Genomic DNA, 12,497 nt, shown 5'->3' with positions numbered 1-12,497 from the left:
GCAACGGCGGAACCTTCGGGGTGCGCCGTTCTCTCATGGCACGTTACGAAAGTCTGACTAGGCTTTCCAATAGCTACTTCATTGAGAGGAGAATGCCATGGGAATTATCGGAACCATCTTTATCGGCTTGATTGTCGGCCTGCTGGCGCGGTTCCTGAAACCGGGCGATGACAGCATGGGCTGGATCATGACGATCCTGCTCGGTATCGGCGGTTCGCTGGCGGCCACTTACGGCGGCCAGGCCCTGGGCATCTATCAGGCAGGTCAAGGCGCAGGTTTCATCGGTGCGCTGGTGGGCGCCGTTGTGTTGCTGGTGATCTACGGACTGATCAAAAAGAACTGAATCAAGTGACAAAGTCCTCTCGGCCGCACAAGCCGGGAGGGCTAGAATGCTCGGCGTTTCCTGATCTTTCCTATACCGAGCACCTTCATGCGCCGTCTTCTGCTGACTCTTCTTTTGTTGGGAACGGGCCTTGCCCATGCCGGCGAACTGCCGGAAACCGACTGGCTCGAACTGATGCCCAAGTCGGACCAGAAAGCCCTCGAGGCCATGCCTGAAATCGACCACAACTCCCCTGAAGCCAATGGCACTTTCACCGACAAGGGTGGGATGAAGCAGGCCAAAGGCTTGCCGGCGGTGATGTACTCGACCAAGACCGTTGCGTCGATGAACGACAAGAACATCCGCATTGGCGGTTACCCCGTGCCGCTGGAGTCCGATGCCAAGGGCCGCAGTACGCTGTTCTTCCTGGTGCCGTACCCGGGCGCGTGCATCCACGTGCCACCGCCGCCACCCAATCAACTGGTGCTGGTGCGCTATCCAAAGGGCCTGAAGCTGAACGATATCTACACGCCGCTGTGGGTCACCGGCACGCTGAAAGTCGAGAAGGTCAGCAATGACCTGGCCGATGCGGCGTATGCGCTGGATGCGCAGGCGGTACGAGTGGTGAAAGAGTCGGATTTGTAAGATCAGCACCAAACCAATGTGGGAGCGAGCTTGCTCGCGATGGCGGCGCAACAGCCAACATGGATGTTGAATGTTATGGCCTCATCGCGAGCAAGCTCGCTCCCACAGGGATTTAGGCGTTTGTTAGAGCGGCTTGCAACCGACGCTCACACCCAGGCTGTGGCTGGCACCTGGTTTCAGGTTCACCACATCGCCCATCACGTTCGCCGTCTCGATGCACAGCATGCGCTGCCAGCCGTCGTCGGCCATGTCGCTGAACGCGGCGGCGCGGTCGATCCATGGGTTCCAGATCACCGCGGTGCGCGAGCCAATGCTGGTCAGTTCGATGCGTCGCTCCCAGGCCGGATCGACGATGCTCAGCAGTGGCGGGGCGTCGAGATAGATGCGATCGGTCTCCCCGGTAAAGCGCAGATCACCGGTCTGGGGGACGGTTTTCCAGTTGTCCAGGGTTTCGATGTAGTTGAGGCCATCCACACCTTCGACATGCACCTCGCGCACATCGCTGACGGCAAAGTAACTGTGCAGCGCCTGGCTGATGCTGACGGTTTCAGAGCCCCGGTTGTGGCTGGTCAGATGGATGTGCAATTGCTCGTCGAGGCGAATGCTCAGCGTCAAATCCACCTGGTGCGGCCAGCCGGGAAAGCCGCCTTCGGGGTAGGGCAGGAGGAATTCGACCTTCAGGCTTTCACCTTCGGCTTCGATGCCGCCCAGTTCCCAATCCATCGCTCGCACGAAACCGTGAGCCGACGGCGCTTCATTGCTGGTGCGCATCGCCTGCACGCTTTGCGGGTTGCGCGCAAAGTTGCCGAACCACGGCCAGCACACCGGCACGCCAGCGCGGATGCTCTTGCCGGTCTTGAACACGGCTTCGTCGTTGAGCCAGATCAGCGGCGGCTGGCCGGCCAATTGATAGCTGAGGATGTGCGCGCCTTGCTGGGCCACCAGTAATTCGGCCTGGCCGTGGCGGATGCGCCAGCAGTTCAGTTCATCCAGTTTTACGGCTTCAACATTGGGCGTGCTCATGGGACAGCTCTCGATCAGTAACGTGGACGACTATCGACCGCAAAACGGCTACCAGGTTTAGAAGCTCTTTCAGCGAGCCCGAGGCGGAACCGAACGGGTGCGGCCGCTGCCGTCGATGGCAACGAACACAAACACCGCTTCGGTCACTTTACGCCACTCGCTGGACAGTGGATCGTCGCTCCAGACCTCGACCATCATCTTGATCGAGCTGCGGCCGATTTCCAGGGCCTGGGTATAAAAGGAGAGCTGAGCGCCCACCGCCACTGGAACCAGAAAGGCCATGCGGTCGATTGCAACGGTGGCAACGCGTCCACCGGCGACCTTGCTGGCCATCGCGGTACCTGCCAAATCCATCTGCGCCACCAGCCAGCCGCCGAAGATATCGCCAAAGCCGTTGGTTTCGCGAGGAAGCGCGGTGATTTGCAGGGCCAGGTCGCCTTGCGGGATCGGATCTTCTTGTTCGAGCTCTATCATGCCGGGGGTGCCTCTGACCCGTGACTCTACGTTGGTATTGCTGGTGGTAGCCGTCTTCGGGAAAAACGATTCAGCACCGAACATACTACGTTCGTCACGTTTTCCATAAGGCGCCTAAAGGGAAACTCTGCGAAATCGCCTATGAACCTGACAGGCGCTTTCGCACAGCAACCCCTCAAAAACCGGAGCAGGCTTTGAGTATATCGATCGGTAGACTCCGCGACGACCGTCCGGTTCTCATTTTGACCGTCAAAAACGCACCTCTATGTGCTTTTTCGAACAATTTGCTATCGTGCCGGACCTGCCCAAACCTCAGCCAGCGTTGTTGAGGTTGCAGATCCGACTATAAGAGAAGCCCTTGCCATGACCACAGCGCCCTCGAGCATAGCGCAGCCAGACCAACCCGCACGTCCGCTGACCCGCAACGACTACAAGACTCTATCGCTGTCGGCCCTGGGTGGCGCGCTGGAGTTCTACGATTTCATCATCTTCGTGTTCTTCGCCACGGTGGTGGGCAAGCTGTTCTTTCCGGCGGACATGCCTGAGTGGCTACGGCTGATGCAAACCTTCGGCATCTTCGCCGCCGGGTACCTGGCGCGGCCGCTGGGCGGCATCGTGATGGCGCACTTCGGCGACCTGCTGGGCCGCAAGAAAATGTTCACCCTGAGCATTTTCATGATGGCGGTGCCGACCCTGATCATGGGTTTGCTGCCGACTTATGCGCAGATCGGCATGTGGGCGCCGATCCTGCTGCTGTTGATGCGGGTGATCCAGGGCGCGGCCATTGGCGGTGAAGTGCCGGGGGCGTGGGTCTTCGTTTCCGAACACGTTCCGCAGCGGCATGTCGGCTACGCCTGCGGCACCCTGACCAGCGGCCTGACGGCAGGCATCCTGCTCGGCTCGCTGGTCGCCACGGCGATCAACAGCCTCTATACCCCGGTGGAAGTAGCGGATTACGCCTGGCGCATTCCGTTCCTGCTGGGTGGCGTGTTCGGTCTGTTCTCGGTGTACCTGCGTCGCTGGTTGCACGAAACCCCGGTGTTCGCCGAGCTGCAACAGCGCAAGGCCTTGGCCGAAGAAGTACCGCTGCGTGCGGTGCTGCGTGACCATCGTGGCGCGATTGCCATTTCGATGCTGCTGACCTGGCTACTGTCGGCCGCCATCGTGGTGTTGATCCTGATGACCCCGACTGTGTTGCAGACGGTCTATCACTTCTCGCCAACCACGTCCCTGCAGGCGAACAGCGTGGCGATCGTGTTCCTGAGCTTTGGTTGCATCATTGCCGGCACACTGGCCGATCGCTTCGGTGCGGGACGAATCTTCGTGATCGGCTGTACCGCGTTGCTGGCCAGTTCCTGGACCTTCTACCACAGCCTGGCCGATCATCCCGACTGGCTGTTCCCGATGTATGCCCTGACCGGTCTGCTGGTCGGCACCATCGGCGCGGTGCCGTACGTGATGGTCAAGGCCTTCCCGCCAGTGGTGCGTTTCAGCGGCCTGTCGTTCTCGTACAACGTGGCCTACGCGATTTTCGGTGGTCTGACGCCGATGATCGTCAGCCTGTTGCTCAAGGAAAGTGCGATGGGGCCTGCTTATTATGTGGCGGTGCTGTGTGGGGTTGGGATCCTGGTGGGGGCTTATCTCTGGAAGAAAGGTCGCTAAGCCGGCACTTTGTATCGACTGCGCAGACGCCTTCGTCGATCGCCGCCCGGAGCAAGCCCGCTCCCACATTGGATCTGTATACACCGCAGATCCCCTGTGGGAGCGGGCTTGCTCGCGAAGAACGGTAATGCGGTAAACCTGCAAAACCCCAAATACTGGCCTTTCATCCAATTGTCATATTTCAGCCATAGAGTGTTCACACGGCCTGCTGATACTTGGCCCCGAATAACACACCCTATCTGCTAGGAGTAAGGCATGAAACTGAAGCGTTTGATGGCGGCAATGACTTTTGTCGCTGCTGGCGTTGCGACTGCCAATGCGGTTGCCGCTGTTGACCCTGCTATCCCGAGCTACACCAAGACCACTGGTGTGTCGGGCAACCTGTCCAGCGTTGGTTCCGATACCCTGGCCAACCTCATGACCCTCTGGGCTGAGAACTACAAAAAAGAATACCCGAACGTAAACATCCAGATTCAGGCTGCCGGTTCTTCTACCGCGCCACCTGCGCTGACCGAAGGCACCGCTAACCTGGGCCCGATGAGTCGCAAGATGAAGGATACCGAGCTGCAAGCCTTCGAAGCCAAATACGGCTACAAGCCAACCGCTATTCCGGTTGCAGTGGATGCCTTGGCTGTGTTCGTACACAAAGACAACCCGATCCAGCACCTGACCATGGAACAAGTCGACGCGATCTTTTCGTCCACTCGTCTGTGCGGCGCTAAAGCCGACGTTAAAACCTGGGGCGATCTGGGCGTGACCGGTGACCTGGCCACCAAGCCGGTGCAACTGTTCGGTCGTAACTCGGTATCCGGCACTTATGGCTACTTCAAGGAAGAAGCCCTGTGCAAAGGCGACTACAAGCCAAACGTCAACGAACAACCAGGTTCGGCTTCAGTCGTGCAGTCGATCAGTTCCTCGCTGAACGGCGTTGGTTACTCGGGTATCGGCTACAAGACCGCTAGCGTGAAGACAGTGGCCCTGGCCAAGAAAGGCAGCACCGAGTTTGTTGAAGACACTGAAGAAAACGCCCTGAACGGCAAGTACCCGCTGTCGCGCTTCCTGTACGTATACGTCAACAAAGCCCCGAACAAGCCTTTGGCTCCGCTGGAAGCTGAGTTCGTGAAGCTGGTTCTGTCCAAACAGGGCCAGGAAGTTGTGGTGAAAGACGGCTACATCCCACTGCCAGCCAAGGTTGCTGCAAAAGCACTGGCTGACCTGGGTCTGGCGGAAGGTGGCGCTGCAGTCGTAAAAAAGTAACAAATTGAGTCCGGGGTGAACCCTTCCGGACTCAAGTAAAAGGCCGGATCTGCTTGCAGGCCGGCCTTTTACACACCTCAAATTTTCGATCCTCTGCCAGTCCCGCTGGCGGTGGATTTGGTGCGTCACTGCATTGTCATCTTTCTGTCATACAGGATCGCTAGGGTGAGCGCATGAATGATCTGGCCAATTCCAACATGACTACTAATCCCCCCAAGCGAATTGACTTCAATACGCCTGAGCTACAACGCAAGCGCCGCATTCGCGCGCTCAAAGATCGCTTCACCCGTTGGTACGTCCTCATCGGCGGCCTGGCGGTGCTGGCAGCCATCACCCTGATCTTCTTCTTCCTTGCCTATGTTGTTGCGCCGCTGTTCCAGGGTGCCGACCTGACCGCGAAAGAGTCCATTACCCCGGCCTGGATGCAGGACGCTGGCAAGCCACTGATGATCTCGCTTGAAGAGCAGAATCAGGTGGCCATGCGCGTTTCCGACAAGGGCCAGGCGTTGTTCTTCGATATCGACAGTGGCGCTGAGCTCAAGCGCGTCGATCTGCCGGTGCCGGCAGGCGCAACCGTGGCCTCCATCGGCGAAGACCAGCCAGGTCATCCGCTGGTGGCCGTGGGCCTGTCCAACGGTCAGGCGCTGGTGTTTCGTCACACCTATAAAGTCAGCTACCCCGATGGCAAGAAAACCATCACTCCGGATATCGAGTATCCGTACGGCAACACGCCCATCGCGCTGAACGAAAGCGGAGGTGCGCTGGAGCACGTCAGCCTCAACGCCAATGATTCGACCCTGATCCTGGTCGGTTCGACCGGTTCGCAACTCAATGTGTTGTCGCTGACCAGCGAAGAAAACATGATGACCGGCGAAGTCACCAACGAGCAGAAGCGTATCGACCTGCCGCAGATGACTGAGTCGGTGAAGAACATCTTCGTCGACCCTCGTCAGCAGTGGTTGTACGTGGTCAACGGACGAGCCCAGGCCGACGTGTTCAGTCTGCGCGACAAGAGCCTCAACGGTCGCTACAAATTGCTGGAAAACGGCGACGCCGAAGTTACCGCGACCACACAACTGGTGGGCGGTATCTCGCTGATCGTCGGTGACTCCACGGGCGGTCTGGCCCAGTGGTTCATGGCCCGCGATCCCGATGGCGAGCAGCGTCTGAAGCAAATTCGTACCTTCCAGATGGGCACCGCGCCTATCGTTGAAATCACCGCCGAGGAGCGCCGCAAAGGCTTCGTTGCCCTCGACGCTTCCGGCAAACTCGGCGTGTTCCACAGCACCGCGCACCGCACCTTGCTGGTTGACCAGGTGGTCGACGGCCAGGGCCTGTTCGGTCTGTCGCCTCGTGCCAACCGCCTGATCGTGGAAGCTGGCGGCAAGTTGCACCCGCTGCTGCTCGACAACCCGCACCCGGAAGTCTCGTGGAGCGCGCTGTGGAGCAAGGTCTGGTACGAGAACTACGACGAGCCAAAATACGTCTGGCAATCGACCGCCGCCAACACCGACTTCGAACCCAAGCTGAGCCTGTCGCCGCTGACCTTCGGTACCCTGAAAGCCGCGTTCTACGCCATGCTGCTGGCCGCGCCACTGGCCGTTGCCGCTGCGATCTACACCGCGTACTTCATGGCCCCGGGCATGCGCCGCAAGGTCAAGCCGGTGATCGAATTGATGGAAGCGATGCCGACGGTGATCCTCGGTTTTTTCGCTGGTCTGTTCCTCGCGCCGTATGTGGAAGGGCACTTGCCGGGCATCTTCAGCCTGCTGATGTTGCTGCCGATCGGCATCCTGGTCGCCGGCTTCACCTTCAGCCGCCTGCCTGAGTCGATTCGCCTGAAAGTCCCGGATGGCTGGGAAAGTGCGCTGCTGATTCCGGTGATCCTGTTTGTGGGCTGGCTGTCGCTGTACATGAGCCCGTTCATGGAGAATTGGTTCTTCGGTGGCGACATGCGCATGTGGATCTCCCACGACCTGGGCATCACCTACGACCAGCGCAACGCCCTGGTGGTCGGCCTGGCCATGGGCTTCGCGGTCATCCCGAATATCTACTCGATCGCCGAAGACGCCGTGTTCAGCGTGCCTCGTGGCTTGACCCTGGGCTCCCTGGCCCTCGGTGCCACGCCGTGGCAGACCATGACCCGCGTGGTGATCCTCACCGCGAGCCCGGGTATCTTCTCGGCGCTGATGATCGGCATGGGCCGTGCGGTCGGTGAAACCATGATCGTGTTGATGGCCACCGGTAACACCCCGGTCATGGAAATGAACCTGTTCGAAGGTCTGCGCACCCTGGCAGCCAACGTCGCAGTGGAAATGCCCGAATCGGAAGTCGGCGGCAGCCACTACCGCGTGCTGTTCCTCTCGGCGCTGGTGCTGCTGTTGTTCACCTTCGTCATGAACACCCTCGCAGAACTGATTCGTCAGCGTCTGCGCAAGAAATACTCGTCGCTTTAAGAAAGGTAGAAGTCTGTGAAACAGAACTCCCTGAAAGGATGGTTCAAGAGCGGCGCCCCCGGCGTCTGGATCAGCGGTGGCGCGGTGTCCATCGCGGTCATCATGACCATTGGCCTGCTGGCAGTGATTGCCGTGCGTGGCCTGGGTCACTTCTGGCCGGCGGATCTGATCCACGCCAGCTACGACGTGCCGGGCCAGGCCCAGCATCTGGTCGTCGGTGAGGTGGTGCAGAAAGAAGAAGTGCCGCGCGCCCGTCTGAAAAGTGCCGGTCTGCCGGTGCCCGATCAGGGCCCGGAATTCATGACCCGCGAGCTGATCAAGGTCGGCAACCGTGACCTGAACGGCAACGACTTCACCTGGATCGTCGGCGAGTGGCTGACCAACCAGACCACCCCGGTCGAGTTGATGGCCATCGAGCGTCGCGAGTGGGGCAACTTTTACGGCTACCTCGTTAACGTCAAACAGGACGGCAAGGTCATCGCCGAGGGCGAAGCGGCATGGCCTGAGCTGCAAGCGCGGATCGACCGCGTGAACAAGCTTGCTGCGCAACTGAAGTCACTGGAAAAGAGTGATATTGGTGCGATCAACGCAGGTCTGGAGCGCATCCGTCTGCACGGCCGCAAGCTGGAGCTGGAAGGCAAACTCGACGCCACCGCACAAGCGGACATGGAATCCGAGCGCGCTGAGCTGAACGCCCGCTATCAGGATGTCGAAGCACGTCTGACTGACTTGCATGCACAGTTCAACCGCGACGCTTTGACAGCCCGCGACGCCAATGGCAAAGAAATCGAAATCGGTCTGGGCAAAGTGGTTCACGCCTACCAGCCGAACGCCATGAACACCTTCACCAAGATCGGTTTCTATTTCAGCAAGATCTGGGAGTTCCTGTCCGACGACCCGCGTGAAGCGAACACCGAAGGCGGGATTTTCCCGGCGATTTTCGGCACCGTGATGATGACCCTGATCATGGCGATGATCGTGACTCCGTTCGGCGTGTTGGCGGCGGTTTACTTGCGTGAATACGCCAAGCAGAACGCACTGACCCGAATCATCCGTATCGCGGTGAACAACCTCGCGGGCGTTCCGGCCATCGTTTACGGCGTGTTCGGCCTGGGCTTCTTCGTCTACGTGCTGGGTGGCTCGCTCGACCGTCTGTTCTTCCCGGAAGCACTGCCAGCGCCGACCTTCGGTACGCCGGGTCTGCTCTGGGCTTCGTTGACCCTGGCGTTGCTGGCGGTGCCGGTGGTGATCGTGGCCACCGAAGAAGGCCTGGCGCGGATTCCTCGCACCGTGCGTGAAGGCTCGTTGGCCCTCGGTGCGACCAAGGCTGAAACCTTGTGGAAGATCGTGCTGCCGATGGCCAGCCCGGCGATGATGACCGGCATGATCCTCGCCGTGGCTCGCGCCGCGGGTGAAGTGGCGCCGCTGATGCTGGTGGGTGTAGTGAAACTGGCGCCGTCGCTGCCGGTGGATGGCAATTACCCGTACCTGCACCTGGACCAGAAGATCATGCACCTGGGCTTCCACATCTATGACGTCGGCTTCCAGAGCCCGAACGTCGAAGCCGCACGACCGCTGGTGTACGCCACAGCGCTGCTGCTGGTGCTGGTGATCGCGACATTGAACCTGTCGGCGGTGTACATCCGTAACCACCTGCGCGAGAAGTACAAGGCGCTGGATAGTTAATTGGTCGGCGCGGACCTTGTGGGAGCGGGCTTGCTCGCGAAGCTTTTGGCGGCCGTGATGGCCCCTTCGCGGGCAAGCCCGCTCCCACAGTAGAACGCGTCCAACCGGACATTATTGGGCATGCCGCGAAGCGGCGTTCCGAACCGAATTTGTTAGCACAGGGAGCCTCCCATGCAGCACGAAGCACATACCCACGGCATCAACATGTCGGCGCTGGGTCGCGACAAGCAGAGCCTGAACCTCGAGCAGGAAACCGTAGCCATCGAAGTGCCGGGCCTGAGCCTGTTCTACGGCGAAAAACAAGCGCTGTACGACGTCAGCATGAACATCCCGAAACAGCGCGTGACCGCCTTCATCGGCCCGTCCGGCTGTGGCAAGTCGACACTGCTGCGGACCTTCAACCGCATGAACGACCTGGTTGACGGCTGCCGCGTTGAAGGCGAGATCAACCTGTACGGCAACAATATCTACCGCAAGGGCGAAGATGTGGCCGAACTGCGTCGTCGCGTCGGCATGGTGTTCCAGAAGCCCAACCCGTTCCCGAAAACCATCTACGAAAACGTGGTCTACGGTCTGCGCATCCAGGGCATCAACAAGAAGCGCGTGCTCGACGAAGCCGTCGAGTGGGCGTTGAAAGGCGCGGCATTGTGGGACGAGGTCAAGGATCGTCTGCACGAGTCGGCACTCGGCCTGTCCGGTGGTCAGCAGCAGCGTCTGGTGATCGCCCGCACCATCGCCGTTGAGCCGGAAGTGCTGCTGCTCGACGAACCGTGCTCGGCACTCGACCCGATCTCCACGTTGAAAGTCGAAGAGCTGATCTACGAACTGAAATCCAAGTTCACCATCGTGATCGTAACCCACAACATGCAACAGGCGGCGCGGGTGTCCGACTACACCGCGTTCATGTACATGGGCAAGCTGGTGGAATTCGGCGACACCGATACCCTGTTCACCAATCCGGCGAAGAAGCAGACCGAAGACTACATCACCGGTCGCTATGGCTAGCAGCAGCCACGAGCCGCAAGCTTCAAGCGGCAAGTCAGAGCGGTTTGGGTACGACATACATCAGCTTGCAGCTTGTAGCTTGCAGCTCACAGCTTTTGCGGAGCAGACGACATGATTTCTAAGGAAGGCCTTACACACCACATCTCCCAGCAGTTCAACGCCGAACTGGAGGAAGTGCGCAGCCACCTCCTGGCCATGGGCGGGCTGGTCGAGAAACAGGTCAACGACGCGGTGACCGCGCTGATCGAGGCCGACTCCGGCCTGGCCCAGCAGGTGCGCGAGATCGACGACCAGATCAACCAGATGGAACGCAACATCGACGAGGAATGCCTGCGCATTCTGGCCCGTCGTCAGCCGGCAGCTTCCGACCTGCGCCTGATCATCAGCATTTCCAAGTCGGTGATCGATCTGGAGCGCATCGGTGACGAAGCGACCAAGATCGCCCGTCGCGCCATCCAGCTGTGCGAAGAAGGCGAAGCGCCGCGCGGTTACGTCGAAGTGCGCCACATCGGTGACCAGGTACGCAACATGGTCCGCGACGCACTGGACGCCTTTGCCCGTTTCGACGCCGATCTGGCTTTGTCAGTGGCGCAGTACGACAAGATCATCGACCGCGAATACAAGACCGCCCTGCGAGAACTGGCCACCTACATGATGGAAGACCCGCGTTCCATTTCGCGGGTTCTGAGCATTATCTGGGTACTGCGTTCGCTGGAGCGTATCGGCGACCACGCGCGCAATATCTCGGAGCTGGTGATCTACCTGGTACGCGGCACCGACGTGCGGCACCTGGGTCTCAAGCGCATGAAGGAAGAAGTCGAAGGAACAACTGGCGAAAGCGCTAATGTTCCGGGCAAAACTGACGATAAGTAAGGTTGCCCAAGTAAAGCGCCCGGCCTTTTGGCCGGGCGTTTTTGTTTGCGGCTTACGAATTCGAAAAGCAGCACCCGCGAACGAAAAGTCCGGCGTGACTGAAGGTTTTTTGGCAATGTGCCATCAGCAAGGCGGTATGCTGGCCGGGATTTTTAAAGGGGTGGTGGATGAGTAAGGTCAGTGTGTTGGTCGTGGACGACGCGTCGTTCATCCGTGACTTGGTGAAAAAGTGCCTGCGCAATTATTTCCCGGGCATGCGGATCGAAGATGCGATCAACGGCAGAAAGGCCCAGGCCATGCTGGCCAAAGAAGCCTTCGACCTGGTCCTGTGCGACTGGGAAATGCCGGAAATGTCCGGCCTGGAACTGCTGACCTGGTGCCGCGAGCAAGACAACCTCAAAACCATGCCTTTCGTGATGGTGACCAGCCGTGGCGACAAGGAGAACGTCGTCCAGGCGATTCAGGCCGGGGTTTCCGGTTACGTCAGCAAGCCGTTCACCAACGAGCAACTGATCACCAAGGTCAAGCAGGCGTTGCACAAGGTCGGCAAACTCGACGCCTTGATCAACGTAGCCGCGACCAAAACGAGTCCGGCATTCGGTAACGACTCCCTCGCCGCCTTGACCGGTGGCAAGGCACCCGTCGTCACGCCAACGGCCGCACCCGCACCGTCCAAGGGCTTGCTCAACAGCCCGCCGGTCAAGGCGCCTGCGGCCTCTTCGGCACCCACCAGTGGCCGTGGCCAGGGTCAACTGCGTTTGCCGAATGGCATCGCGCAATGTGTGATCAAGGCCTTGAGCCTCAAGGAAGCCCTGTTGGTGGTCAAGCGCACCGAGACCCTGCCGCAGATCCTCGACAGCGCCGTGCTGGACCTGGAGCAGGGTGATAACGCCGAAGTCGCCCGCCTCAACGGCTATCTGCACGCCGTCGTGGCCCATGAACCGAAGCCCGACAGCGACTGGCTGCAACTGACCTTCCGTTTTGTCGACCAGGATGCGCAGAAGCTCGATTACATTTCCCGCCTGATTGCGCGGGGTACGGCGCAGAAGCATTTCATTCCTGGCGCTTGATATAGCGTCGCCTGACAGTCCGCC

General features: G+C 59.7%; 11 protein-coding genes. 9 read left to right on the top strand and 2 right to left on the bottom strand.

All coding sequences use genetic code 11. The annotated features are described in order from the left end of the window. Nucleotides 1–97 precede the first annotated feature (97 nt). Complete coding sequence (locus AC3IT6_RS28700; RefSeq protein WP_008030708.1) at nt 98–343, top strand: GlsB/YeaQ/YmgE family stress response membrane protein; 246 nt, start codon at nt 98–100, stop codon at nt 341–343. Nucleotides 344–430: 87 nt separating this feature from the next. Next, nucleotides 431–967: a DUF3299 domain-containing protein gene (locus AC3IT6_RS28695; protein ID WP_489353848.1), complete on the top strand. Its 537-nt coding sequence runs from the start codon at nt 431–433 to the stop codon at nt 965–967. A 123-nt stretch (nt 968–1,090) separates the two neighbouring features. Here AC3IT6_RS28695 and AC3IT6_RS28690 read toward each other — a convergent pair whose 3' ends face one another. Further along, nucleotides 1,091–1,990 (bottom strand): D-hexose-6-phosphate mutarotase, encoded by a 900-nt coding sequence (locus AC3IT6_RS28690; protein ID WP_489353847.1) that lies wholly within the window; start codon nt 1,988–1,990, stop codon nt 1,091–1,093. A 69-nt stretch (nt 1,991–2,059) separates the two neighbouring features. Next, nucleotides 2,060–2,464: an acyl-CoA thioesterase gene (locus AC3IT6_RS28685; RefSeq protein WP_007942704.1), complete on the bottom strand. Its 405-nt coding sequence runs from the start codon at nt 2,462–2,464 to the stop codon at nt 2,060–2,062. 363 nt (nt 2,465–2,827) lie between these two features. Between AC3IT6_RS28685 and AC3IT6_RS28680 the strand changes: the two genes are divergently transcribed. The 7 genes from AC3IT6_RS28680 to AC3IT6_RS28650 all read left to right on the top strand — a co-directional run bounded on the left by AC3IT6_RS28680 (nt 2,828) and on the right by AC3IT6_RS28650 (nt 12,473). Beyond that, nucleotides 2,828–4,126, top strand: a complete 1,299-nt coding sequence (locus AC3IT6_RS28680; protein ID WP_489353846.1) for an MFS transporter — start codon at nt 2,828–2,830, stop codon at nt 4,124–4,126. A 255-nt stretch (nt 4,127–4,381) separates the two neighbouring features. Further along, nucleotides 4,382–5,383, top strand: coding sequence for a phosphate ABC transporter substrate-binding protein PstS family protein (locus tag AC3IT6_RS28675; protein WP_489353845.1), 1,002 nt, complete (start codon nt 4,382–4,384; stop codon nt 5,381–5,383). Nucleotides 5,384–5,805: 422 nt separating this feature from the next. Next, nucleotides 5,806–7,839 carry an ABC transporter permease subunit gene (locus AC3IT6_RS28670; protein ID WP_489356693.1) on the top strand — a complete coding sequence of 678 codons (2,034 nt, stop codon included), beginning with the start codon at nt 5,806–5,808 and terminating at the stop codon, nt 7,837–7,839. Between the two features lie 15 nt (nt 7,840–7,854). Continuing rightward, nucleotides 7,855–9,525: a phosphate ABC transporter permease PstA gene (gene pstA, locus AC3IT6_RS28665; protein WP_223443763.1), complete on the top strand. Its 1,671-nt coding sequence runs from the start codon at nt 7,855–7,857 to the stop codon at nt 9,523–9,525. Between the two features lie 171 nt (nt 9,526–9,696). Further along, on the top strand, nt 9,697–10,530 hold the full coding sequence (gene pstB / locus AC3IT6_RS28660) for a phosphate ABC transporter ATP-binding protein PstB (RefSeq protein ID WP_007971742.1): 834 nt from the start codon (nt 9,697–9,699) through the stop codon (nt 10,528–10,530). Between the two features lie 111 nt (nt 10,531–10,641). Continuing rightward, a complete protein-coding gene (gene phoU, locus AC3IT6_RS28655) occupies nt 10,642–11,403 on the top strand; it encodes a phosphate signaling complex protein PhoU (protein WP_223443765.1) in 762 nt (253 codons plus the stop codon). 167 nt (nt 11,404–11,570) lie between these two features. Beyond that, nucleotides 11,571–12,473, top strand: a complete 903-nt coding sequence (locus tag AC3IT6_RS28650; RefSeq protein WP_489353844.1) for a response regulator — start codon at nt 11,571–11,573, stop codon at nt 12,471–12,473. The last annotated feature ends 24 nt before the right edge of the window (nt 12,474–12,497 follow it).

Source organism: Pseudomonas sp. KH_017, from assembly GCF_057840285.1.
This window is presented reverse-complemented; position numbering and strand designations above follow the sequence as displayed.